The organism is Citrobacter amalonaticus, assembly GCF_037053465.1.
In the GTDB taxonomy this organism is placed as follows: domain Bacteria; phylum Pseudomonadota; class Gammaproteobacteria; order Enterobacterales; family Enterobacteriaceae; genus Citrobacter_A; species Citrobacter_A amalonaticus_H.
The window spans coordinates 197,182-222,027 of sequence record NZ_JBALIF010000006.1; the positions used below are offsets into that span (position 1 = coordinate 197,182).

Sequence of the window (24,846 nt, forward strand, 5' to 3'; positions counted from 1 at the left end):
TTACTCAAGAGTTACAGGCGTCAAAACGCCTCGTCAAACATCGCTGACGATAACCCGGTAAGCCCGAGAGAAGGGGAATTCAGAAGGTAGCTTCGCTCAAGCAGAAGTTATCGCAGCACGATACCGATAACGCTTGAGCACTGGCGATCGCCAAAAGCATGTGAAACGATCAAACGTTCACAGTACAGCATAAGTATCCTCCTTTTATTTATCCGAATGTTAATCGATGGTGAAAGTGTAAACGCAAGAGGCGGGATGACGCAAGGAGGAAGGCCCGGCAGCGTGCGCCACCGGGCAGAGTGTCAGATGGAGGTGCGACGGTAATCGCGATATTCCGCCTGCCAGAAGTTTTCCTCGATCGCCTGTAACAGCGCTTCGGCGGAGGTTTTCACCGCCACACCTTGCTGCTGCGCCATCTTACCCACTGCGAAAGCAATGGCGCGGGAAACGGTCTGAATGTCTTTCAGCTCCGGCAGTACCAGACCTTCACCGTTAAGCACCATCGGCGAGTACTGCGCCAGCGTTTCACTCGCAGACATCAGCATCTCATCAGTAATGCGGGAGGCGCCGGAGGCAATCACACCCAGTCCGATTCCCGGGAAAATATAGGCGTTATTACACTGGGCAATGGGATAAACGTTCTCTTTCCAGACCACAGGCGCAAACGGGCTGCCGGTGGCAACCAGCGCATTGCCTTCCGTCCAGGTAATGATGTCCTGCGGCGTGGCTTCCACACGCGAAGTGGGGTTAGACAGCGGCATCACGATAGGGCGCGGGCAATGCTTGTGCATTTCGCGGATGATCTCTTCGGTGAACAGTCCCGTTTGTCCGGACACGCCAATCAGGATATCCGGCTTGACGTTACGCACCACATCGAGCAGGGAAAGCACATCGTTATCAATGTCCCAGCTTTGCAGGTTTTCGCGCTTCTGCACCAGTTTAGTCTGGAAGGAGAGGAGATTCGGCATCTGGTCGGTCAGTAGACCAAAGCGATCCACCATAAAGACTTTCTGGCGGGCGGCCTCTTCACTCAATCCTTCACGCTGGGTCTGGGCGATGATCTGTTCAGCGATACCGCAACCGGCGGAGCCTGCGCCAAGGAAGACAATTTTCTGCTCGCTGAGCTGGCTGCCCGCCGCACGGCTGGCGGCAATCAGCGTACCGACGGTGACGGCTGCGGTGCCCTGGATATCGTCGTTGAAAGAGCAGATTTCGTCGCGGTAGCGGGTCAGCAGCGGCATGGCGTTTTTCTGTGCGAAGTCTTCGAATTGCAGCAGAACGTTCGGCCAACGCTGTTTAACGGCCTGAATGAATTCATCGACAAACGCATAGTATTCGTCGTCAGTGATGCGAGGATTACGCCAGCCCATATAGAGTGGGTCGTTGAGCAGTTGCGGGTTGTTGGTCCCGACATCCAACACGACGGGCAGGGTGTACGCCGGGCTGATCCCACCACAGGCGGTATAAAGGGACAGTTTGCCGATAGGAATCCCCATCCCGCCAATTCCCTGGTCGCCAAGACCAAGAATACGCTCACCGTCGGTCACCACGATCACTTTGATGTTATGGTTCGGTACATTTTGCAGGATGTCGTCCATATTGTGACGGTTCTGATAAGAGATAAACACGCCGCGCGCACGACGATAAATCTCAGAGAAGCGTTCACAGGCGGCACCAACGGTTGGGGTGTAAATAACCGGCATCATCTCTTCGAGATGGTTATGCACCAGCCGATAAAACAGGGTTTCGTTGGTATCCTGAATATTGCGCAGGTAGATGTGTTTATCGATTTCGGTTTTAAATCCCTGATACTGGATCCAGGCACGTTCCGCCTGTTCTTCGATTGACTCGACCACTTCCGGCAGTAACCCCAGCAGGTTGAAGTTACGGCGTTCTTCCATGCTGAAGGCGCTTCCCTTATTCAGTAAGGGAAATTCCAGCAGTACAGGGCCAGCGTAAGGGATATAAAGGGAACGCAGTTTTTTGCTTTTGGTTTCCATGTCACTCACTCTTTTTTGACGATACGTCCCTGGCGCTTTTTATAATATGCTGCCATTCCACCAGGGTATCGGGCACAGAGTATAAAGCATTGCTAATGGATAAAGGCTTTTGTAAGCAAAAACACCATCGCGGTTGCGATGGTGTTTATCGTCATATTCGGGCTGTCAGGTTACTTCTTACTGTCTGCGTGGCGTTTTCTGCCGGTTGAATGTTTCACCACGCTGGATTTTTCACCTTCGCTCACCAGTTTGCGCTGATTGGAAATTTTGTGGTCCAGTCCAAGAATATGACGGGCCTGACGGTTCGATTTCATTCTAACTCCTTAATCCTGTTAATGGTTTCAAGGATGAGTCCATGTGACGCTGGACGAAATACAACCCTTAATATCGTCGGTAGCACAGGCTACCAACCTGGTTGATGGTCGGACAAATTGTCTGAAAGGTCAATGTTTCACCCGGAAATTAAGAAGCCTCTGTTATCTGTCACGAAACAGCGTGAGCATCCTATACTTGTAGTCCCGACGACAAAAAGGAGAGTAATAATGACAATCCATAAGAAAGGTCAGGCACACTGGGAAGGCGACATCAAACGCGGTAAAGGAACCGTTTCGACAGAAAGCGGTGTGCTGAACCAGCAGCCTTATGGTTTCAATACCCGTTTTGAAGGGGCGAAGGGCACCAACCCGGAAGAGCTGATTGGTGCCGCGCATGCGGCCTGTTTCTCGATGGCGCTCTCGTTAATGCTTGGTGAGGCGGGTTTCACGCCGGATGCTATCGACACTACGGCGGACGTGTCGCTGGATAAAGTCGATACAGGCTTTGCCATCACGAAAATTGCCCTCCACAGTGAAGTGAAAGTACCGGGTATCGATGCCACGACGTTTGACGGCATTATTCAGAAAGCGAAGGCCAGTTGCCCGGTGTCGCAGGTGCTTAACGCCGAAATTACCCTCGATTACCAGTTGAAGTCCTGACCGCTGGTTTGCCCGGTCATACACACTAGCTGACCGGGCATACACGCAGAGGCGCTCCTACTATCGCGGTGAAATAACCATCAAACATCAGGATCGGTATCGCGAAATATCAAAAACAGCCATAACAAGTGTGCGTGTATTTATTTCTGTGAGGGGAAGGGTATTATTCTCTTCGTTCTACATTAACGGTTTAAAGCGCTCATGTAGAGGTTATTTATATCATTAACGGAGTAATAATAATGAACAAATTTTCCCTTTCTACTGCCGGTATTTTAGTCGCAGCGCTATTGACCAGTGTCAGTGTAAATGCAGCCACTGCTAACGCTAAAACTGACGTTACACCTAAAAATATGAGCTGCCAGGAATTCATCGACCTGAATCCTCAGACCATGGCGCCGGTTGCCTTCTGGGTTTTGAACGAAGATGAAGACTTTAAAGGCGGCGACTATGTCACCTTTGATGAAACGGTTACCACCGCCGTTCCGCTGACGGTTGATATTTGCAAAAAACACCCGCAGAGCGAATTAACTAAAATAAAAGACGAAATTAAAAAAGAATTAAGCAAATAAGATTAAGATCTTATTTAAACCCAGCCTGAGTGCTGGGTTTTGCTATTTGTGACAATGTCACGCCATCATTTTTGTCAATCGTGGATTTTGTTTAAAGCTCTAATAATGCGTGCCGATACTGAATATAAATTAGCCTGAAAAAAAGGATGTTTATATGGTCTGGTATCCGTCTCGTATTTCTACACGTTTAACACTCGGGGGGATTGCGTTACTTGCGGTAACGACATTACTCATAGTTGTGACTATGCTCTGGCGCGGGCAGCCTCGCGTCGTTGACATCAATACGGCGTTAATTGAGGAGACCGGGCACGGCCTGACGCGCCAACTCAGCAACGTACTTTCCCGAATTGAGGGTGAAACCGTCACGCTGTCGCGGCTGGCAGAGGTGTTGCCGAACGATGAAGCGCTTTATCGCGCCGTGGTGCCACATCTACTCGGCGATGCTGATAATTCGATTATCACCGGAGGCGGGATCTGGCCTGAACCGGATGCGTTTACCCCAGGCATTGAGCGCCGCAGTTTTTTCTGGGCGCGTGATACGCACAATAAACTCGTCTTTTCCGATGAATATAATGCACCGGGCGGCAACGGTTATCACGGTGAAAGCTGGTATCAGGGAGCGAAAGGGCATTCGCAGGATACCTGCGTCTGGTCTGATGTTTATCAGGATGCTATCTCCGGGATCAACATGGTGACCTGTAGTATCCCTTATTTGCAGGAAGGGAAGTTTGCCGGTGTGGCGACGACGGATATTCGTCTCGATAATGTTGCCCGTTTTATGCAGCAACAGGGCGGGCAGACGGGCGGGTATGCATTTGTTGTCGATAAGCAGGGGCAGATTCTCTATTTTCCGCACAACGAACAGGATTCGTTCAAAACCGTCGCTGAGCTGGTGAAGGCTTCGCAATGGCTTACGCCGGTTGCTCAACGTTTAAACTCGCTGCGCAGTGCAACCTCTGAGATTGCTTCCGTGACACTTGTACACGACGGAATTCTCAATGTACCTTCACGCGTGATGTTGTTCCCTATGGCTGACACCGGTTGGGTGATAGGTCTGGTGACGCCGCAAGAGCGGATTGTCGGGCTGGCAAAAGTGATGATGCGTGATGTCCTGGAAGTGTTGATTCCTGTTATGACGTTGCTGCTGGTGGGTTCATGGATGGTTGTCCGTCGGCTCATTTCTCGTCTTGATGACACACGTCGCGCGCTGGACGATATCGCGCAGGGCGAGGGAGACCTGACCCGTCGTTTAGACGTAAAAGGCAAAGATGAAATATCGGCCATTGCGCAAGCGTTTAACCTCTTCGTCGATAAAATTGCCGCCATTATGCTAACCGTGCGCAGCAGTAGTGAAGTCGTGGCAAATAACGCCGTGAGTCTTGCCGACAGTAATACCGAACTGTCATCTCGTGTGACCCAGCAGGCAGCAGCCCTGGAAGAAAGCGCGGCTGCGATGGAGCAACTCAATGCGACCGTTCATCAAAATACAAGCAATACGCAACTGGCGGACGAACTTGCAGAAAATACGGCGCAAACCGCTAATCGCTGTGGTGAAGTGATGCAGGGGGTCATTTCGACTATGGATAATGTCAGTGCCTCATCGGGCCGGATGGTCGAAATTGTTTCGGTAATCGACAGTATTGCATTCCAGACCAATATTCTGGCACTGAATGCGGCGGTGGAAGCCGCCCGGGCCGGTGATGCCGGACGGGGATTTGCCGTTGTTGCCTCCGAAGTAAGAACGCTTGCCCAACGCAGTGCCACCGCCGCGCAGGAGATAAAAGCCCTCATTGATGAGTCGGTATCACATGTTGATGACAGCAGTCAGCACATTCATCACGCCGGCGATCGCTTGCAGGAGCTGGTGGGCCACGTTCGTCAGGTGCGCCAACTGATGGGAGAGATTCGCATCGCTGGTGAAGAACAGCGTAAAGGCGTCGCGGAAGTCACGCTCGCGGTCACGGAAATGGACAGTACCGTTCAGCAAAACGCGTCGTTAATTGATGATGCCGCCGCGCGGACGCAAATCTTAAAAGCGGAAGCGGAAGAACTGGCAGCGCAGGTATCCTCGTTCAAACTGCCGTAACACATTGAGACTGGCCCGGTGAGTCTCTGTCTCACCGGAGCTGACTTTATGTGAAATACAAAAGGCAAGCCGGAAAAGGAAGAACGGGAACAGCGGGATAATAAGCACAGGCAGGGCGGTGAACGGTCAGAGATAACATGCTCATACCAGAAGGTGGTGGCGTTCTGGTATGAGCCATCAGCGATGTCAATGAGTTGTCAGATATCGTCCATGGTATAGCCCACGACAATCTCCAGCGTTTTGCGCAGGATATCCGCATTCACAACGCTGTTCGTTGTTTCCAGCTCATGAACAAGCCACAAAATAATCGACTTATGGGTAATGTGCCCGTCAGAGGCCAGAATACTGCTAATAGCGTTTTCTAAAACGGCTGACTCATCCGCAAGGCGATCGCCAGCATTGCGGAAGAACTCTGACATAGCTGTGTCGGGTAGAGCTGCGTAAAAATCGGACTGTTTAAGCATTGCTTGTCTCATGCGCTTTTACCGTAATGTTGATGAGAGAGAGGCTAGTGCATTTTTTTTGCGCTATTTGGCCCACGTGAACCGAATAGCTGTAGCACATTGCCCGGTTTATTTTCTGCATTTGAATCTGATACACGTGCATCTTTACGTCGGCGTGAGATCATCATGTTGACCTCAGCAATGACGCTCCGTATGGCTTCACACCGTTTGCTGTCGCTTTCATTAGCCTCCATATTTCCCAGCGTGATAATCAACGCCTGGCTGCTAATGGGGCTATGGTTTTTCAGCAGCGTTAATACGGCTTCACCGATAATTTCATCTGTCAGTTGCTCAATTTCACTTCTGTTCATAACTGCATCTCTGGTTGCCGCCTGAATAGTGCGGTCGGCGTGAACCTCCACTAACGATCAAAAAGCAGACCGATCAGCGTGTGATAGTGGTGTTCCTCTTCCTGACTGTTCGCTTGCTCCAGACGACTCAGCAATTTTGTACAAAGCGATTTCCTGTTCAGGCTCTTGCCGTCGGTGAGGATTTCCACCACAACTTGACCCAGGGTTTCCTGCTGAGTCGGCAGATTAGCTTTATTGAAGTACTGAGCAATCGCATTTGCTGAATCGGAAAGGGTGCTGTTGTGATGCATTTGTGACTCCCGTTGTTCAATAATCAATAAAGTTGTTATTTAAGTTATACAACTATAGAAAACATGTACACAGAACGCGTACAAATTAGCATACTAATTTTTATCGATTTGTGCTATTTGTTAAATATCATAATGTTACACTATCAAATGTGACTTTTAATCCTGCATTCAATTTGTACAATATTCGCGGTGATTTTTTACATACAGATAAAAAATCTGCACAGAAGAAGATGGGGATTTTTCTTTGTGAACAAAGTGTTACCTACTGGTGAAGTTTTACGGGACTGACAGAACATGTTCTGTTAGGGTGTTTTTTCACTTCTACCTGTCTGGAAAACTCATGCTCATCACGGTCATTTACCGTAGTCATATATGCCACAACCTCTCTTTTAGTGCTGTGCAGGAGATGGTCGTCACCGCCAGCAGTAACAATGAACGCGCAAACGTCACCGGAATTCTGTTATTCAATGGTAACCATTTTTTCCAGTTGCTTGAGGGACCGGAGGAGGGGGTGCTGTCTATCTATAACAGCATTTGTAACGATAACCGACACCACAATCTGGTGGAGTTAATGCGAGACTACGCTCCATCACGACGCTTTGGGAAAGTGGGGATGGAATTGTTTGACCTCAGGGAGCACAACCGGGAAGACGTTCTGCAAACGGTACTCGATAAGGGGACGACAAAGTATCAGCTCGCCTTTAACGACCGGGCGCTTCAGTTCTTTCGGACATTCGTCGAATCTACTGAAACAGAGAACTATTTTGAGATCCCTCCCGCCAACACCTGGGAATTCATTGCTGACGGAGAGGGATGGGTACACGAGACGTCCGGGAGAACCGATAACGCGGCCTGTCGGTTTGCTTTTCAGCCAATTGTTGATCCGTTCAGCCGCCAGATCGTCTCCCTGGAAGCCTTAGTCAGAACCCATGACGGCAAGGGACCAGAGGTTTGGTTTGCAGAACTGACGGGCACAGCGCTTTATGAAGCGGATCTTGAAGCTAAAAAAGTAGCATTCGCCGTTGCCGGGAAGCTCAGTTTTAACGATCTGGCGCTCTCTGTTAATCTTTTACCTATGACGCTGGTGAACATTCCCGGTGCGGTAGAAACACTGCTTCATGCCATTGAAAGTAATGGACTGGTGGCAGAGCAGGTAACCGTCGAGTTTACGGAAAGCGAGGTGATATCACGCTTAGATGAATTTACGGGAGCCGTGAGACAGCTCAAAAGCGCAGGGATCAGTGTCGCCATTGACCACTTCGGTGCCGGGTTTGGCGGACTTTCGCTACTGACGCAGTTTCAACCGGATCGTATTAAGATTAACCGCGCGCTTGTCGGCGATGTGCACAAAAGTGGTCCTCGTCAGGCCATCGTCCAGGCTATCGTCAGATGCTGTTCGTCACTGGAAATAGCCGTCTCGGCGGTGGGCGTTGAGAAACCCGAAGAATGGATGTGGCTGGAATCGGCGGGGATCAGCCAGTTTCAGGGACATTTATTCGCCAGCCCGCGACTGGAAGGGGTTTCCCCCATTTGCTGGCCAGAGAGAACCACCGATCTTTAATCTCTTGTTAAATTCAGTGACATTTTTCCCGACCAGCAATCACTAAGCAAAATGCCGTACAGAGCACTGTACAGATAAATTATATTTGTACAGTGTGACCGCATTGGTTAACTTATAAAAGGAAAGACGGTTTTCAGTAAGAGGGATGCTATGGCTTATTACAGTATTGGTGATGTAGCAGAACGATGTGGAATCAACCCCGTCACACTGCGCGCCTGGCAAAGACGCTATGGATTACTGAAACCTCAACGCAGTGAAGGGGGGCACCGTCAGTTTGATGAAGACGATATCCGGCGCATCGAAGAAATTAAACGCTGGATAAAAAGTGGTATCCCTGTCGGCAAGGTCAAAGCCTTACTGGAAGAGAACCACATTGCAGCGCATGATGGCTGGCTGGCATTGCAGGAAGAGGTGATGGCGCTGCTTCGCCGCATTAATCCTGACAAACTGCGTATGCGCATTAGCGAACTGGGCGAAACGTTGCCCGTTAATGATGTCATCGACCATATCCTTGTTCCTGTCCGTCAACGACTCAATCTTGAACAGGCCACGGCGCGAATTATGGGAAGTTTGCTGGATGGCGTTCTGATTGATTATGTCGTGTCGCGGCTGATTGATTTGCGTCAGCATGCTGATAAAGAAGCGTTTTTGATTTCCTGGGATGCAGAGGATCGCACGCGACTCTGGCTTGAAGCATGGCGACTGGCGCACAAGGGATGGAACATTCATGTTCTTCCTGAGCCTCTTGAATCACCCCGTCCCGAGATGTTCCCGGGACAGGATATTTTTGTCTGGATAGGCAAAGCACCGTCACGACGTCAACAAGAGCAACTGGCAAGCTGGCGAGAGCAGGGATATAGCGTTGCTCTGCACGCTGACAGTTAATGATTCGCGACCGCCCAGCGATTGCGTAAGTAACTGACGGCCTGCTGTGTTTGCGGTTGATTCAGATTATTTTCACGAAACAGAATCGTGCCGCTAATTTGTGGCATTGATTCGTTCAGGTCGAGCTGTTTCTTGAGTTCCGGAACGCCACCATTCACCGCCCAGTCAGGTTCATTGCGCGACGGTTCACCCACCTTATACAGGGCAACGCCAATATAGAGCCGCGTTTTTGTCGGCTTCACCACATCCGCCCACCATTTTGCCAGCACATCATAGCGGGCCGCATCGCGTGAGAAGGGCCAGTAGATTTGCGGGGCGATATAATCGAGCAGTCCCTGCTGAACCCAACGTCGGGTGTCAGCGTAAGATTCATCATACGCCGCAGCGCCGCGGGTATCAGACCCGGCAGGATCGTGTGAACGGTTGCGCCAGACGCCTGCCGGACTTACGCCGAATTCTACATCAGGATTAATTTGTCTGATCGTGCGCGAGACTTGTTCGATTAACTGCTGGGTGTTATGCCGCCGCCAGTCTGCTTTTGAAGCAAATCCCTGACCGTATCGCTGCCAGGTGACACTGTCGTTGAGGGCAGAGCCAGGGGATTCCGCGTAAAAGTAGTCATCAAACTGAACGCCATCAACGGGATAACGTTTCACCACTTCAGCAACAATGCTGGTGATCCAGTCGCGCGCTTCCGGAATGCCGGGGTCAAGCACATAACGGTCGCCCGCGGTACGGATCCAGTCGCGATGCAGAACAAACACACTCGCAGGTTGAAGTGATACGGTCCGGTTAAGTTCAGTGGTTGTCGACGGTTTAATATTGGTCGAAACGCGATAAGGGTTGAACCAGGCATGAACGAGCATCCCGCGTTTATGTGCCTCATCCAGCATAAATTGTAGTGGGTCGTAGCCCGGATTTTCGCCGATTTTGCCGGTAAGCATATCTGACCAGGGCAAAATGGATGAAGGCCAAAGGGCCGTGCCGTCCGGTTTCACCTGGAAGAAAACGGTATTAATACCCAGCGTCTGTAAATTATCGAGCTTGTCGGTTAACGCTTTTTTTTGCATAGCAATACGCGTCGATGCGCTACCGACATTGATCGATTGCACGGGCGGCCAGTCGAGGCGGGAAACCGTCGCCAGCCAGACACCGCGAACCGGTTGTTTCATTTTCTGCGCTTTAGCAGGCGAACTGGGGGTTGATAAAGGTGGCGACACCAGAGAGACGGGCGGTTTTGATGAGCAACCCGCAAACAAAATGGCTGCGGCCATCAATGCGCTGATTTTACTAACACGACCACAAAAGACAAAGCCACGAGAACCGATATCCATATACGCCAGTTTTCCGATTATCACCAAAGAGAAATTATTGTGGCCCGAATCGGTGTTAAGTCAAGCAGGAGAGCAGGGAATGCAAGTTCATGGGCTGTCGGGCCGTCTAATTTAACATAATATACATTATGCGCACTTATCACAAGGAGTTTTCTATGGCTATACATACGCCGGGATGTTCAACGTGAAAGAAATCAACCGCCTCAAAATCCTTCAGGATGTCATCGATCGCAATCTGCGTCCTGGCCAGGCTGCGGAGATGCTCGGCATTACACCACGTCATTGCAGCCGACTGCTGAAACGCTATCGTCAACTCGGACCGCTTGGCAGGCATGAACAACCAGAGTCGTGGCCGCACTGGTAACCGTCTGTTGCCAGCGTCACCCTTCAGGACCGACTGGTTAAGGAACTCAGGCTTAAGGGAATCTGTACTATAGGAAGCGGCCAATGGATTTGCAGAAGAATACATTGCGGATTACAACCGACGCTTTGCCAAAAGCTGGCGCAAAGCAAAATGGATGAACTCGAACGCGATGGTAAGCGTGATCGGAGCAAAAAGATGCCCAGAGGAATTCAGGGCCAGCCTAAAACGCTGACCCCTGCTCTTTTGTATTCAACTACACAAAATAGTCAGGACACTGCTTGCTAATTGTTTCAGAAATTTCTCGGATCAGTTCAGCGCACCCAAGAATAAAAGCATCATCTGCTTTGATGAGAGATCTTACCGCTGAAACATCCCCTTCTTCGTAAACTGGAGTGTGGGGCGTTTCAACAGCAAATTCAAGAACATTGATCTTGGTTACAAGTTGCCTGTAACTTGCACCATCTCCGTGTTTTAACGCATTAATAGCAAGGTAGTAATTATCAAATTTTTCTTTAAGCTCATGCTTTCCTGCAGCATCAAGAATAGTGCGAACTTCTTTAAATCCATTTTGGCAACTCAATCCATTTTGTAAATGCGCTTCAAAAATGGAAAACATACCAACGGCAAAAATTGACCTCTGGAGTTGCAGCATCTGCAGCTGTTTAATGTGTACGGTTGCTGAACTTGTTTGAAGTTGTTCAATCACTTCAGTTTCTGCCTGTTCAAGACTATAGAGTGTAAACGAGGTACTTCTTTCAATAAGTTCACAAAAGGAATGCATAGCTAATCCACGCGAATAAGACGTACAAAACCACTTTTGATCGCCTTTCAGAAATCGACCGGGGCGCTATAGTCGGCAACAAGCGCCCCGGACGCATACTTGAATTTGTCAAACCATCGATTAATTACTTTTAGCGACCTTTCATTGATGCCAGGGTTGCAATGCCAACAAGAGGCAGGCCAATTAATTGCAATGGTGATGTAATAACATCCGCAGCAATAGTTGCAGGATACAAGATCACACCAGCGGCAGCTGGGGATATAGACATTTTTGTCTTGTAAAATTCAATTTTGACTGGCTGATGGAAAATCAATATTTTGCTATTATCTTGTTGGGTGTTTTTCTTATGGATATTACCTGAAAGGAAACGTACTAACTCACACGCATTATCGGCATAACAATGAAAACCATAATTTTTCAATGAATTACGAACCGTATCAATTATTGGCGTGGCACTTTGATATTCAACATAAATATTTCCAGTAAATGAACTACCATTTTCTGTAATAGCAAAGCTCCCTCCGGCGCTGGCTGTAAGGTTTTTTTTATCAATTGTGTCATCATTAAGAATACTTATAATTGACTCACCTCCGCTGGATAATAAGTAATCAAAATTTCTCCCAATAAAAACCCAACCTTCCTTTTTATTACTGTCTATCCCTTTTGAAAACCCAACGATTTCATCATTACTATATGTTGTGTGTTGTCTTTTACCATCACCAATCATCTCATGGAGAGAGTAAGTTAAACACCCTGATAAATTTAGAGTCAACAACAGTAAGAATAAAAACCTACAAACATTGACATTAACGTTAAATATTCTATTCATTTTCACTATTTCAATCCATTTTAGTCTAATGACATTTCCGCGCGGCATCCATATCGCAGCGTATGTGACCTGCACTTCTGGCACCTTGTCCGGCAGGCTCTGATAGTTCAATATTCATTTGTAAAAATAATGACATTTCCAGTTGCTATAAAAATTTTATATAAATCTCCACCAAATTCTCTTGCAAAACTCACCTCTCAATACACCTCCTGAAAGAGATTATGCACGAACTCGTAAAATACATGAAATAGTCCTTGTATAAAAAAGGATTAAATACTGCTTTCTGACCCTGTTAAAGCCGCAACTTGAATTGCCACATCTGAAAAATACACACTAATTAATAGAGATAGCAGTTATAAAGATACACAGATTGCAATATTAACGGGTAAGCTGCCCTGTCCGATTGAATGGCATCCGGACTTTCGGCAACGTTGTTATACTATGATGAGTAGAGTTCACGCTATGCGCGCTTTTTCATCACAGGAGAATGGCCAATGTCCGACTGGAATCCGTCGCTGTATATGCAATATGGCGCTGAACGCTCCAGACCTGCCGCAGAATTGCTGACACGCGTTCAGCCTGCGACCGTCACTTGTGCAATTGATTTGGGTTGTGGCCCAGGTAACAGCACCGCATTACTGCAACATCGCTGGCCTGCTGCGAGTATTACTGGCGTCGATACGTCACAAGCAATGCTAGATGAAGCACGTAAGGCATTGCCACAGTGTCATTTCGTGCAGGCGGATATTCGCCAGTTTCAGCCCATCACAGCACCTGATGTCATTTACGCCAACGCATCGCTTCAGTGGATCCCCGATCACTATACGTTGTTTCCGCATTTGGTTTCGTTGTTGAAAAATGAAGGTTTTCTGGCCGTACAGATGCCGGACAACTGGCTGGAACCTTCACATGTCCTGATGCGCGAGGTGGCTTTCGAGCAGGATTATCCCAATCGTGGTCGCGACCCCCTGCCCGGCGTTCATGCTTATTACGATATTCTGAGCGAAGCCGGCTGCGACGTGGACATCTGGCGAACGACTTACTACCACAAAATGCGTTCCCATCAGGCTATCATTGACTGGGTCAGCGCCACCGGACTGCGTCCATGGCTACAGGATCTGAACGAACATGAGCAACAGCGATACCTGATGCGTTATCACCAGTTATTGCAGGAGCAGTATCCGCTCCAGGAAGATGGGCAGATACTGCTGGCATTTCCGCGCCTGTTTATTGTTGCTCAGCGCAAGTTCTGAGTTCCTGGTAAGCCATTTTAAGTGACGTTGTCACATATTCTGTTTATTCCCTTTTGTGGTGAAGCTTCAGGGTTCGGGGGTTGGTGCGGAATTTTCAGAATGTTGTAACTACTGTTATTCAATGAAAAACCCGGCCAGCGCCGGGTCAATCTTTTAACCTTCACACAGCGGCCTTACCGCCTCACGCATGCCTTTGGTCAGGATCGCATCGAGATCGGCAGCCACCTGCCCGACTAATCCCTTAACCGGGGTCAGGTCCAGCCCCCAGTGTTCCCCGTCGGTCAGAACTGCGCTCACCAATTGTTGTGTCGTGATCTGACGGGCGCCATGCTGGCTCCAGAGTTGCCGGAAGCGGTCAATCCAGTGAACATCATCCTGAACGGGGTAAGTTTCACCGTTACGTTCTCCACGATAAAATGCTATCAGCGCGGCTAACGCAAAGGTCAGACGTGCCGGAAGCCGGCCATTCGCCTGCTGCCCCGCCAGCAACTGCGGAAGAATGCGCGTACGGAATTTCGTCATTCCATTCAGGGCAATGGATAATAACTGGTGCTTAATGTACGGGTTGCGAAAACGTCCGGTGACTGCACGGGCAAACGATTCCAGTTCGTCCCGAGGCAAATCGAGAACCGGAATAATCTCTTGATAAATAGCGTTCTCAACAAAGGCGCAAATTTCAACGTCATTCATCGCCTCGCCCACGGTATCCAGCCCAGCCTGGAAAGCAACCGGCACCAGCGCCGTGTGCGCCCCGTTCAGAATAGCGACCTTACGCTCCTTATAAGGTTTGATATCGTCCACAATCAGAACATTCAGCGAGTATTTGTCGAGACGCAGTTCTGTTGCCAGTGATTTCGGCCCCTGAATGACAAACAGATAAAAGTGCTCCGCTGTATCCAGGAAATTATCGTGATAACCCAACCCGGCTTCCAGTTGCGCCGCTTCATCGCGCGGATAACCCGTGACGATTCGGTCCACCAGCGTGGAACAGAAGACGTTTGCCTCTTCCAGCCAGGTAATAAATGCCACCGGCAATGCCCACTCTTGCGCATAGCGCAGCACCAGCTCGCGCAGCGCTTCACCGTTATAATCAATCAGTTCACAAGGGATGATGATCCAGCCTTTATCCAGTGCCCCATTGAAATGGCGGTAGCGTTCAAACAGCAAACGCGTCAGTTTCGCCGGGTAGCTTACTGCGGGCGCGTCATCAAATTTATCGCCGGCGTGGTAACTGATCCCCGCCTCTGTGGTATTCGAAAAAACAAAGCGCATCTCAGGATTGTGCGCCAGCTTCAGGAATTCATCGTAATCACTGTAAACGCTGATTTCGCGATTCACCGAGCGAATCAGACGCGCATCGCTGACGGCGTCGCCCTGCTCATTCAGACCACGGATGATCGTCGTATACAGGCCATCCTGAGTACTGAGTGACGGTGGGAATGAACTTTCGATGGGACGAACAATGACCACGCCGGCATTCAGGTCGGTATGCTCATTCAGCAAATCAATTTGCCAGTCTACAAAGGCTCGCAGGAAATTACCTTCACCAAACTGAATGATGCGTTCAGGATAGTGGGCACCAGGAAAATCGCAACGGTTAAGTGTTTTCACAATGGGTTCCCTTTCGATTAGTCATACAACCTGATTAAATTGGTAGAACAGGTTAGCAAAACTTTTCGTCAGTGAAACCCTGTTTTGATCAATTCACTATGACTTATTCGACTGCTTTATAGAAAACTGTCGTCCCCGTTAGCGCGCCATCAGGCATCAGGGCATAGTCGGGTATCACCCCCGCCTTCTGCCAGCCGCAGGAGTGGTAGAACAACTCGGCGTCACTGCCTGTTGCCGTATCCAGCACTAACCGTGTTTTCTGCTGTTCGCGGGCCAGCCGTTCGAGCCTGTTCATGAGCTGTCGGGCCAGGCCCTGACGCCTCGCGCTGGAATGAACAAGCAGTTTGGCAACGTCGGCACGATGCGGCTGGTTTTCCGGCTGCTGGAGAATAAGTTGCACTGTACCGACAATCCCGCCTGCGCGATCATCAACCGCAAGGACAAGGCGCTCTCCTCTCTCCACGCTGTGTGCGACATCCTCCCAGAACGCCAGTGCTTTGGCTCGTTCAAAGGGTAAAAGAAAGCTGACCGACGCGCCGTGATTCACACAGTCGGTTAATACTTCACAGAGCTCATCAATTCTTGAGCGAATAGCGTGCGCATCGAGTAGATAACAGGGTTTAGATGGGGTCATGCTGTCTCCTTAGGTGAGCCAACACGATGCACTTAACATTGCGATAACACAATAAGACGTGTCATAGGTTATTGTTATTACGAACTTATGCCAGATCCCGTTGCGCGAAAGCATCGGTTTCGGCTTTACGGGCACTGGTGCGATTTCGCCCCTCGTTCTTGGAGCGGTAAAGGCATTCATCTGCTTCGACCATCAACGAGTTAAACAGGTCAGTCAGGGTATTCTCCCCCATTGTGCCATTGCCAATCCCGATACTGACCGTCAGAAAAATGTTTTGTTGATGCCATTTGAAAGGCCTTTGCGCCACGGCATTGCGAATATTTTCTGCCAAGAGCATGCCCTCTTCAGGCGATGACGACGGCACAACGACAGCAAACTCTTCGCCTCCCATGCGCGCCACCAGCCCGCGCTCTCCCACCGTTTGCTGGATATGTTGGGCGAAGACGCTGAGCACCTGATCGCCGCATTCATGCCCATAGCTGTCATTAATGCTTTTGAAATAGTCGATATCCAGCAGCATGGTGGTTATGTGCTGCGTGGTTGGATATTCCTGGCGTTTCAGCGCTTCATAGAGGCCGGAACGGGAATAGACCTGCGTCAGGAAATCGAAGTCGGCACGTAACGAAACCTGCTTCATCAATGAATTGATCGCCGCCACGCTCACCGACACCATAATGGGGCAAATCGCCATAGTGGCAATGCCCAGACGGGCGGAAAACATCTGCGGTACATAAAGTGGAGACGCCACGGCGATATTGATAATTGAATTGGCCACCAGCACAATTTCCACCGCACCGGTAATAAACGTTAATAAGCAGGTTACCTGCGGCGTATACCGCACGGCGCACCAGATAAGCGCAGGCAATGGAAAGGCCAGACTTCCCGCTCCCCCAATAATAACCGATGCCATGACTGAGATAATCAGCGCCACCATCGGCATCAGTTGTTCTGCCTTAAAGCGTTTTACGACCCCCGGGATCCCGAGGGTTAACATACAGGGAACAATCAGCACCCCTGTTGAAAATTGCTCACTAAACCAGTCGGCGAACAGCGGCCAGAATGTCAGCCTGTCAATGCCGACCGAGCCAATGGCCCCTATTAGTGCGCAGGCCAGCGCCGCCAACAGACAATAATTAAACAGGCGTAAGGCACTGACGGGCTCATATTTATTTTTGCCCAGACGTTTATCACGAATCACCAGTTGGGCGACGATGACGATAAAGATCATATTGGATAAATTAATCACCAGGGACACCCAGCCCCATTCGGTGGTTACCGCATCATAACCCAACATTGCCACGTAACTGACCGCATAATAATGCAGCTTATTGAGCCAGACATAACGAGCAAACACACCTGCCATCACGCCATTGAGCGGCCAGAACAATGACAGTTCATGGACCAGACGCAGTTCTGCGCCAATAAAATAGAACAGAGTGGTTAACGCAAAAATAGCGATAATATTACGAAGCGGGCGCTCTTCCTGAAACAAACGGAAAGAAGGAATGTGAAGTGCAAGCATTAACTATCAATCCATATATTTGCCACAGGCAATTATCTCTGCGTAATTGATTAAATTAATGATGAGAATAGCATGATTTGTTCTCAAAGATAGCCGCCCCATTGACGTTGTCAGTATTTATTTAGCGCAATCCTTGAGTAATAAACCTTGTTTATTATAAGGGATTTCAGTAACTGGTTAATTATTACGGTTTATTCATTTGAATAACCAGCCAGTGATGAATGACGGCCACCACATACTGTTGCTGTTCTTCGCTTAGCGGCTCGCCCTGAGCGATATAGTGCCATTTTGCCAGACACCCCCGGCAACAGGTCGCAGTGGCATGTTGAGCGATAAACACCGGATGTCCGCGCATGGGGGTTTGTTTGCCGTCATTAGCAGGCATCGCCGGCGCCAGACGCTTCGCCACAAAATCCGCCGCATGCTGATCGATAACCGCCGCGCCTTTATCCCAACAATATTGCCGCTCTTTCGTCCCCAATCGAAAACGGGCACGAAACGGTGAACGCGACAGCCGGGCAAAGAGGGAATCAAAGGAGGTATTCATCAGTAAACCGAACGTCCTAAGCGCTGGGTGAGCTGTTCCAGCGCCGCAATTCCCGCCAGCGAATTGCCGGTCGGATCCAGCTCCGGGCTCCACACCGCGATAGCCATCTCATGCGGTACGATGGCGACAATTCCACCGCCGACGCCTGATTTTGCCGGTAATCCCACGCGCCAGGCGAACTCCCCGGCATTCTGATACATTCCGCTGGTCGCCATCAACGCATTGATCTGACGCGCCTGTAGCGGGGTCACGACCGGTTCTTCCAGATGAAACGCCTTCCCCTGACTGGCGAGAAAAACAAATGTCTTTGCCAGCTCAACACAACTCATTTTCAGGGCGCAGTAATGGAAATAATTCTGCAACACGGTGGTGACGTCATGATGAAAGTTACCGAACGATTTCATCAGCCAGGCGATAGCCGCATTGCGGGCGGAGTGCTCGAACTCCGAGCGCGCAACCACCATATCATAGGCAATATCAGGGACGCCGCTGAGCGAACGGACCACTTCCAGCATCCGCTGGCGCGGCGCGCTCAGCCGTCCCTGTAACATGTCGCAAACCACCAGCGCCCCGGCATTAATAAAGGGGTTACGCGGGATCCCCTGCTCCATTTCTAGTTGCACCAGCGAGTTAAACGGCGAACCCGACGGATCTTTCCCCACGCGTTGCCAGATCTCATCTTCTGAATAGTGGCGCATCGCCACCACCAGACTGAGCACTTTCGAAATCGACTGTATGGAGAAACGTTCTGTGGCATCTCCCGCCTGCCAGAACTGCCCCTCTACGGTACAAACGGCAATTCCCAGGCGGGAACCGTCAACCGAGGCAAGCGCAGGAATATAATCAGCAACCTTTCCCTGACCAATGAGCGGACGAACTTCCGCCAGAATGGTCTCTAAAATTGAATTGTCCAGGGCGATAGCCACACCAGGTTCCTTGCATGCAAATCTGAAAAGGCCTGCGAGTATAACAGAGCGAAACCGGCCACGTCAGGGAGATCCCGCCAGGCATGCGGGAAAGTATGCCCGGTCATGTCAATGTCTGGTCTGGCGTCCTGGGTCGATGACGCCACAACTGGAAGCCTTTTTGCGTTGCTAACAGCGTCGCGCTAAAAACGAGATCCGAATCACAAAGCGTTTGTCTTTTCGCCAGCAAACGTTTTAAGATCGACCTCTCACCTTTTCGCAACGAATCCGATACCCCTTTATGACAATGAACCCGGTTTCCCGCAAAGTCGCCTGGCTACGGGTAGTGACGCTGGCTATTGCGGCGTTTATTTTTAATACCACCGAATTTGTTCCTGTGGGTCTGCTGTCCGACATCGCACAAAGTTTTCATATGCAGACGGCGCAGGTTGGGATCATGCTGACGATCTATGCCTGGGTTGTCGCCCTGATGTCGCTGCCGTTCATGCTGCTGACCAGTCAGGTTGAGCGTCGCAAACTGCTGATTGGACTGTTTATTCTGTTTATCGTAAGCCACGTGCTCTCTTTTCTGGCGTGGAATTTCACCGTCCTCGTTATTAGCCGCATCGGCATTGCCTTTGCCCATGCCATCTTCTGGTCAATTACCGCGTCGCTGGCGATTCGCCTCGCGCCGGCAGGCAAGCGCGCACAGGCGCTGAGCTTACTTGCCACCGGTACGGCGCTGGCGATGGTGCTGGGCCTGCCTCTCGGACGTATTGTCGGCCAGTATTTTGGCTGGCGTACCACCTTTTTCGCCATCGGCCTGGGGGCGTTAATTACCCTGATTTGTCTGATTAAGCTGCTGCCGCCACTGCCCAGTGAGCATTCCGGATCGCTGAAGAGTCTGCCGCTGCTGTTTCGTCGCCCGGCGCTGGTGTGCCTTTATCTGCTGACCGTCGTCGTGGTGACGGCCCATTACACGGCCTACAGCTACATTGAGCCTTTTGTACAGAGCGTCGCCGGGCTTAGCGCCAGTTTCGCTACCGTACTATTACTGCTTCTGGGCGGTGCGGGGATCATCGGTAGCGTCATCTTTGGTAAGTTCGGTAATCAGTATGCTTCGGTGCTGATAAGCGTTGCGATCGGCCTGCTGGTGGTATGCCTGTCGTTGCTGCTGCCTGCCGCAGACAGCGAAATGCATCTTGCCGTTCTCAGCATCTTCTGGGGAATTGCCATTATGGTAATTGGCCTCGGGATGCAGGTTAAAGTGCTGGCGCTGGCGCCCGACGCCACAGATGTTGCAATGGCGCTGTTTTCCGGCATTTTCAATATTGGTATCGGCGCGGGTGCGCTGGTGGGGAATCAGGTGAGCTTACACTGGTCGATGGCGAGTATTGGCTATGTCGGTGCGGTTCCGGCGGTCGCCGCCTTGATCTGGTCGGTCATTATCTTTCGCAAGTGGCCCGTTTCCTTAGACAATCAGGAACAGCCACAGCATTGACAGCAAGAGGCCCGGTTATCACAACCGGGCTTCTTTTAATGGTAGGTTTTAATAATTTCCAGCACGCCGTTGATAATAAACTGCACGCCCATACAGACCAGCAGGAAGCCCATCAGACGAGAGATCGCTTCAATACCGCCTTTGCCCACCAGACGCATAATCGCACCGGAACTGCGCAGACATCCCCACAGAATCACTGACACCAGCGCAAAGATCAGCGGCGGTGCGACGGTAATCACCCAACCTGGGAAATCACCGCCATCGCGAACCGTCGAGGCGGAGCTGATGATCATCGCGATAGTCCCCGGTCCCGCCGTACTGGGCATGGCCAGCGGAACAAACGCGATATTTGCCGTTGGTTCATCTTCCAGTTCTTCCGACTTACTCCGGGCCTCAGGCGATTCATGGGCCTTCTGCTGAGGAAACAGCATACGAAAACCGATAAACGCCACAATCAGTCCCCCGGCAATACGCAAGCCCGGAATGGAGATCCCAAAGGTATTCATCACTAACTGACCGGCATAGTAAGCCACCATCATAATGGCAAAAACATATACCGAGGCCATATATGACTGGCGGTTACGTTCCGCGCTGTTCATGTTCCCGGCAAGGCCGAGAAACAGCGCAACGGTGGTCAACGGATTCGCCAGGGGGAGAATCACCACCAGTCCCAGCCCTATTGCTTTAAACAAATCGATCATTATGGCGTCAATTCCTGTTTCATCTGTGTCAGCGGCAAGTATAAGTGGAAAACCATGACCTTAGCCATCTTGCCGCTGTAAGCATTCGTTATGCCCGTCAAACATAACAGGTAATTATCATTAACTTATTAAAATGTGACGTGGCGCAGGTTTGAACCGTTTTAGCAAATCGTGTGATCGGTAAATCCATCCGTTTGACTTATGATTGCCTGGGCAATATTATCTGCCGTAACTAAATACTTGCCAGGGCAACCATCGTGAAAAGCACCAGTGACTTATTCAATGAAATCATCCCACTGGGGCGGCTGATCTACATGGTCAACCAGAAAAAAGATCGTCTGCTCAACGACTATCTTTCGCCACTGGATATCACCGCATCGCAATTTAAGGTGCTTTGCTCTATCCGTTGCGCGGGTTGCATCACCCCGGTTGAACTGAAAAAAGTGCTGTCCGTCGATTTAGGCGCGCTGACGCGTATGCTCGACCGTCTGGTCTGTAAAGGCTGGATCGACAGACTGCCTAACCCGAATGACAAACGCGGCGTGCTGGTGAAACTCACTGAACACGGCGCAGCAATTTGTGAGCAATGTCATCAATTAGTAGGACAAGACCTGCACCAGGAATTAACAAAAAACTTAACGGCCGACGAAGTGGCAACGCTTGAGCATTTGCTTAAGAAAGTACTGCCGTAAAACAAAATGAGGTATGACGATGTCCAGACGCAATACTGACGCTATCACCATTCATAGCATTTTGGACTGGATCGAAGATAACCTGGAATCGCCGCTCTCACTGGAAAAAGTGTCTGAGCGTTCAGGTTACTCCAAATGGCACCTGCAACGGATGTTCAAAAAAGAGACCGGCCATTCATTAGGCCAGTACATCCGCAGCCGTAAAATGACCGAAATAGCGCAGAAATTAAAAGAAAGTAACGAGCCGATTTTATATCTGGCCGAACGTTACGGTTTTGAGTCACAGCAAACGCTGACCCGAACCTTCAAGAACTATTTCGACGTTCCGCCGCATAAATACCGTATCACCAATATGCATGCGGAATCCCGGTATCTGCTGCCGCTGAACCACTGTAATTAATCATCGCCTGTAAACGACGTAATCGAGGAAATCATGAAACTGTTGTCTTCTGCAATGCTGGCCCTGCTGCTTGTTGTCTCAGGTCAGAGCGTTGCGGAACAGTCCGCGCAGCCCACCACGACAAACAGTCGTGACACGATGATTGTGCCTGGGGCACAGGAGCAATCGCCGTTCGATTTTAATCATATGGACGCGGGAAGTGATAAGTCCGACGAACTGGGCGTGCCCTATTACAACCGGCACCGCCGCTGATTCGTTTTCGCCCTGCTGACAAGCGGGGCTTTTTTTTATCCTCTCAGCTGTGCCGTTCTGCGTCGCCAGCGCATGCCAAACACGTTAATGTACAGCCCGGCCATAATCAGCACTGCGCCCAGCAGTTGCAGCGCGCTTAACGTTTCGCCCAGCAATACCGCGGCGCTCGCCAGCCCCACCACCGGCACCAATAGCGAGAGCGGCGCCACACGCCAGGTCTCATAGCGACCGAGCAGCGTTCCCCAGATACCGTAACCCACAATGGTTGCCACAAACGCCAGATAGACCAGCGATAAAACCGTCGTCACATCCAGCGCATAAAGACTCTGTATCATCTGCGCGGAACCGTCGAGGAACCACGAGGCCAGAAAGAAAGGGATAATCGGAATCAAGGCACTCCAGACCACCAGTGACATCACCGCCGGGCGTGAGGCGTGCTGCATGATTTTTTTGTTAAAGATATTGCCACAGGCCCAGCAAAATGCCGCTGCCAGCGTCAGCATAAAACCGAGCAGCGCCACCTGCTGTCCGTTGAGGCTGCCTTCAATCAGCACCAGCACGCCAAAAACGGCAAGCGCAATCCCGGCGACTTGTTTGCCCTGCAAACGTTCGCCAAACGTGAACGCGCCGAGGACGATGGTGAAAAACGCCTGTGCCTGTAACACCAGCGAGGCCAGTCCGGCGGGCATACCGAATTTGATCGCGCAAAAAAGAAAGGCAAACTGGCCGAAGCTTATCGTCAGGCCATAGCCCAACAGCAACGAAAGCGGAATACGAGGACGCGCGACGAAGAAAATCGCCGGAAAAGCCACCAGTAAAAAACGTAGCCCTGCCAGCATCAGCGGCGGCATCGCGTGCAGACCGACCTTGATCACGACGAAATTGAGTCCCCAAACCACGACTACCAGTAAAGCCAACAGCCCGTCTTTACGCGTCATACCGCCGCTCCGCGAAGTTTAAATTTTTGTAAACAGGTTAAAGTAACGGAAATCATTGTCATGTAACAGATCATTAATTCTGGTAGGGGATCCTGCTCATTTTCCGGCCGCTTATCAGGTATACATCACAATTTTGCCGTGCTATTTCTTTACGTCATTACAAAAAAATAACGAAACGCACTGTCGGGCAGCTAAATGAACACAACACTGAGACGATCCACCCTCGCCTTACTCGCCTCCTCACTGTTACTGACCATTGGTCGAGGCGCCACGCTGCCTTTTATGACCATTTATCTGAGTCGCCAGTACGACCTGAGCGTGGATTTAATTGGCTATGCCATGACCATCGCGCTGACCATCGGGGTGGTATTTAGCCTCGGCTTTGGCATTCTGGCGGATAAATTCGATAAAAAGCGCTATATGCTGCTCGCCATTTCCGCGTTTGCGCTGGGCTTTATCGCCATTCCGCTGGTTCATAGCGTGGTGCTGGTGGTGCTGCTCTTCGCGCTGATTAACTGCGCCTATTCGGTGTTTGCCACCGTACTGAAGGCGTGGTTTGCCGATAATCTTTCGCCCGGCGCGAAGGCGAAAATCTTCTCGCTGAACTACACGGTGCTGAATATCGGCTGGACCGTCGGACCACCGCTCGGTACGCTGCTGGTGATGCAAAGCATTAATTTACCCTTCTGGCTCGCCGCCTTCTGTTCCGCCTTCCCGCTGGTGTTTATCCAGATGCTGGTCCGGCGATCCATGGCGCCCGTCAACGCCGAAAACAGCGTGGCGTGGTCGCCATCCGTGTTGTTGCACGATAAAGCGTTATTCTGGTTCACGCTGTCGGCTTTTTTGGCCTCGTTTGTCAGCGGCGCGTTTGCTTCCTGTATCTCCCAGTATGTGATGGTCGTTGCCGACGGCGACTTCGCCGAAAAAGTCGTTGCGGTCGTATTACCGGTAAACGCCGTGGTGGTGGTCGGATTGCAGTACGCCGTAGGCCGCCGACTGACCCCGGCGAACATTCGCCCGCTGATGGGCTTTGGCACGCTCTGTTTCGTCATTGGCCTCGGCGGTTTTATGATTTCCGGCGACAGCTTACTGCTCTGGGGAGCCGCCGCGGCGATTTTCACCCTGGGCGAGGTGATCTACGCGCCGGGCGAATACATGTTGATTGATAACATCGCCCCCGCAGGCATGAAGGCCAGCTATTTCTCGGCGCAATCACTGGGCTGGCTGGGGGCAGCGGTCAACCCGCTGGCAAGCGGGGTTATTCTGACCTCTTTTCCTGCCTGGACCCTGTTCGCGGTGCTGATCGTGGCAATTATCGCCGCATGGCTGTTAATGCTCAAAGGCATGCGCGTGCGGCCCTGGGGACAACCGGCCCTGTGCTGATCGCCTGCCGTGCAGGCGCA

At 50.7% G+C, this 24,846-nt stretch carries 27 protein-coding genes; 12 read left to right on the forward strand and 15 right to left on the reverse strand.

Going from position 1 to position 24,846, the window contains the following annotated elements:
• Nucleotides 1–302 precede the first annotated feature (302 nt).
• Nucleotides 303–2,000, reverse strand: coding sequence for an NAD-dependent malic enzyme (locus WB371_RS12400; RefSeq protein WP_336220370.1), 1,698 nt, complete (start codon nt 1,998–2,000; stop codon nt 303–305).
• A gap of 170 nt (nt 2,001–2,170) precedes the next feature.
• Entirely contained in the window at nt 2,171–2,314 is a 144-nt protein-coding gene (gene sra, locus WB371_RS12405) for a stationary-phase-induced ribosome-associated protein (protein ID WP_336220371.1), read from the reverse strand.
• A 228-nt stretch (nt 2,315–2,542) separates the two neighbouring features.
• Between sra and WB371_RS12410 the strand changes: the two genes are divergently transcribed.
• The 3 genes from WB371_RS12410 to WB371_RS12420 all read left to right on the forward strand — a co-directional run bounded on the left by WB371_RS12410 (nt 2,543) and on the right by WB371_RS12420 (nt 5,629).
• The gene (locus WB371_RS12410) at nt 2,543–2,974 is read left to right on the forward strand and encodes an OsmC family protein (protein WP_336220372.1); all 432 of its coding nucleotides are present in this window, start codon (nt 2,543–2,545) and stop codon (nt 2,972–2,974) included.
• Nucleotides 2,975–3,213: 239 nt separating this feature from the next.
• On the forward strand, nt 3,214–3,543 hold the full coding sequence (gene hdeB / locus WB371_RS12415) for an acid-activated periplasmic chaperone HdeB (RefSeq protein WP_336220373.1): 330 nt from the start codon (nt 3,214–3,216) through the stop codon (nt 3,541–3,543).
• A 154-nt stretch (nt 3,544–3,697) separates the two neighbouring features.
• Entirely contained in the window at nt 3,698–5,629 is a 1,932-nt protein-coding gene (locus tag WB371_RS12420; RefSeq protein WP_336220374.1) for a methyl-accepting chemotaxis protein, read from the forward strand.
• 197 nt (nt 5,630–5,826) lie between these two features.
• Here the strand turns inward: WB371_RS12420 and WB371_RS12425 are convergent, their stop codons facing one another.
• From WB371_RS12425 to ycgZ, 3 genes are read right to left on the reverse strand one after another with little or no spacing between them, the layout of a single operon-like run.
• A complete protein-coding gene (locus WB371_RS12425; RefSeq protein ID WP_336220375.1) occupies nt 5,827–6,093 on the reverse strand; it encodes a biofilm development regulator YmgB/AriR family protein in 267 nt (88 codons plus the stop codon).
• Between the two features lie 44 nt (nt 6,094–6,137).
• A complete protein-coding gene (locus WB371_RS12430; protein WP_336220376.1) occupies nt 6,138–6,443 on the reverse strand; it encodes a hypothetical protein in 306 nt (101 codons plus the stop codon).
• Between the two features lie 50 nt (nt 6,444–6,493).
• A complete protein-coding gene (gene ycgZ, locus WB371_RS12435; protein ID WP_336220377.1) occupies nt 6,494–6,733 on the reverse strand; it encodes a regulatory protein YcgZ in 240 nt (79 codons plus the stop codon).
• Between the two features lie 340 nt (nt 6,734–7,073).
• Here ycgZ and WB371_RS12440 point away from each other — a divergent pair, with 340 nt between their 5' ends.
• Both WB371_RS12440 and WB371_RS12445 read left to right on the forward strand, forming a co-directional pair.
• Nucleotides 7,074–8,294 (forward strand): diguanylate phosphodiesterase, encoded by a 1,221-nt coding sequence (locus WB371_RS12440; protein WP_336220378.1) that lies wholly within the window; start codon nt 7,074–7,076, stop codon nt 8,292–8,294.
• Between the two features lie 150 nt (nt 8,295–8,444).
• Nucleotides 8,445–9,179: a MerR family transcriptional regulator gene (locus WB371_RS12445; RefSeq protein ID WP_336220379.1), complete on the forward strand. Its 735-nt coding sequence runs from the start codon at nt 8,445–8,447 to the stop codon at nt 9,177–9,179.
• On the opposite strand, the gene WB371_RS12450 is transcribed toward WB371_RS12445, so the two are convergent.
• Nucleotides 9,176–10,513: a glycoside hydrolase family 10 protein gene (locus WB371_RS12450; protein ID WP_336220380.1), complete on the reverse strand. Its 1,338-nt coding sequence runs from the start codon at nt 10,511–10,513 to the stop codon at nt 9,176–9,178. The genes WB371_RS12445 and WB371_RS12450 overlap by 4 nt on opposite strands.
• Before the next feature lie 184 nt (nt 10,514–10,697).
• On the opposite strand from WB371_RS12450, the gene WB371_RS12455 reads away from it, so the two are divergent.
• A complete protein-coding gene (locus WB371_RS12455; protein WP_420704047.1) occupies nt 10,698–10,877 on the forward strand; it encodes a helix-turn-helix domain-containing protein in 180 nt (59 codons plus the stop codon).
• A gap of 253 nt (nt 10,878–11,130) precedes the next feature.
• Here the strand turns inward: WB371_RS12455 and WB371_RS12460 are convergent, their stop codons facing one another.
• Both WB371_RS12460 and WB371_RS12465 read right to left on the reverse strand, forming a co-directional pair.
• Entirely contained in the window at nt 11,131–11,583 is a 453-nt protein-coding gene (locus WB371_RS12460; protein WP_233992252.1) for a hypothetical protein, read from the reverse strand.
• A gap of 205 nt (nt 11,584–11,788) precedes the next feature.
• Complete coding sequence (locus tag WB371_RS12465) at nt 11,789–12,493, reverse strand: hypothetical protein (RefSeq protein ID WP_336220381.1); 705 nt, start codon at nt 12,491–12,493, stop codon at nt 11,789–11,791.
• A 488-nt stretch (nt 12,494–12,981) separates the two neighbouring features.
• On the opposite strand from WB371_RS12465, the gene tam reads away from it, so the two are divergent.
• The gene (tam, locus tag WB371_RS12470; RefSeq protein WP_336220382.1) at nt 12,982–13,740 is read left to right on the forward strand and encodes a trans-aconitate 2-methyltransferase; all 759 of its coding nucleotides are present in this window, start codon (nt 12,982–12,984) and stop codon (nt 13,738–13,740) included.
• A gap of 153 nt (nt 13,741–13,893) precedes the next feature.
• Here the strand turns inward: tam and WB371_RS12475 are convergent, their stop codons facing one another.
• From WB371_RS12475 to glsB, 5 genes are all read right to left on the reverse strand, one after another.
• Nucleotides 13,894–15,351 carry a tagaturonate reductase gene (locus WB371_RS12475; protein ID WP_336220383.1) on the reverse strand — a complete coding sequence of 486 codons (1,458 nt, stop codon included), beginning with the start codon at nt 15,349–15,351 and terminating at the stop codon, nt 13,894–13,896.
• Nucleotides 15,352–15,454: 103 nt separating this feature from the next.
• Entirely contained in the window at nt 15,455–15,985 is a 531-nt protein-coding gene (locus WB371_RS12480) for a GNAT family N-acetyltransferase (RefSeq protein WP_336220384.1), read from the reverse strand.
• Nucleotides 15,986–16,070: 85 nt separating this feature from the next.
• Nucleotides 16,071–17,507, reverse strand: coding sequence for a GGDEF domain-containing protein (locus tag WB371_RS12485; protein WP_336220385.1), 1,437 nt, complete (start codon nt 17,505–17,507; stop codon nt 16,071–16,073).
• 184 nt (nt 17,508–17,691) lie between these two features.
• Entirely contained in the window at nt 17,692–18,054 is a 363-nt protein-coding gene (locus WB371_RS12490) for a DUF4186 domain-containing protein (protein ID WP_336220386.1), read from the reverse strand.
• Nucleotides 18,054–18,980 carry a glutaminase B gene (glsB, locus tag WB371_RS12495; RefSeq protein ID WP_336220387.1) on the reverse strand — a complete coding sequence of 309 codons (927 nt, stop codon included), beginning with the start codon at nt 18,978–18,980 and terminating at the stop codon, nt 18,054–18,056. Before glsB ends, WB371_RS12490 begins: the two co-directional genes overlap by 1 nt.
• A 280-nt stretch (nt 18,981–19,260) precedes the next feature.
• Between glsB and WB371_RS12500 the strand changes: the two genes are divergently transcribed.
• The gene (locus tag WB371_RS12500) at nt 19,261–20,460 is read left to right on the forward strand and encodes a sugar transporter (RefSeq protein WP_336220388.1); all 1,200 of its coding nucleotides are present in this window, start codon (nt 19,261–19,263) and stop codon (nt 20,458–20,460) included.
• A gap of 35 nt (nt 20,461–20,495) precedes the next feature.
• Here WB371_RS12500 and WB371_RS12505 read toward each other — a convergent pair whose 3' ends face one another.
• Nucleotides 20,496–21,161 (reverse strand): MarC family NAAT transporter, encoded by a 666-nt coding sequence (locus WB371_RS12505; protein WP_336220389.1) that lies wholly within the window; start codon nt 21,159–21,161, stop codon nt 20,496–20,498.
• A gap of 257 nt (nt 21,162–21,418) precedes the next feature.
• Between WB371_RS12505 and marR the strand changes: the two genes are divergently transcribed.
• From marR to marB, 3 genes are read left to right on the forward strand one after another with little or no spacing between them, the layout of a single operon-like run.
• Complete coding sequence (gene marR, locus WB371_RS12510; protein ID WP_336220390.1) at nt 21,419–21,853, forward strand: multiple antibiotic resistance transcriptional regulator MarR; 435 nt, start codon at nt 21,419–21,421, stop codon at nt 21,851–21,853.
• 19 nt (nt 21,854–21,872) lie between these two features.
• Complete coding sequence (marA, locus tag WB371_RS12515; protein ID WP_336220391.1) at nt 21,873–22,253, forward strand: MDR efflux pump AcrAB transcriptional activator MarA; 381 nt, start codon at nt 21,873–21,875, stop codon at nt 22,251–22,253.
• 33 nt (nt 22,254–22,286) lie between these two features.
• Nucleotides 22,287–22,505 carry a multiple antibiotic resistance protein MarB gene (gene marB / locus WB371_RS12520; protein WP_336220392.1) on the forward strand — a complete coding sequence of 73 codons (219 nt, stop codon included), beginning with the start codon at nt 22,287–22,289 and terminating at the stop codon, nt 22,503–22,505.
• 35 nt (nt 22,506–22,540) lie between these two features.
• Here marB and eamA read toward each other — a convergent pair whose 3' ends face one another.
• Entirely contained in the window at nt 22,541–23,443 is a 903-nt protein-coding gene (gene eamA, locus WB371_RS12525; RefSeq protein WP_336220393.1) for an O-acetylserine/cysteine exporter, read from the reverse strand.
• Between the two features lie 195 nt (nt 23,444–23,638).
• Between eamA and ydeE the strand changes: the two genes are divergently transcribed.
• The gene (gene ydeE, locus WB371_RS12530; protein ID WP_336220394.1) at nt 23,639–24,826 is read left to right on the forward strand and encodes an efflux MFS transporter YdeE; all 1,188 of its coding nucleotides are present in this window, start codon (nt 23,639–23,641) and stop codon (nt 24,824–24,826) included.
• The last annotated feature ends 20 nt before the right edge of the window (nt 24,827–24,846 follow it).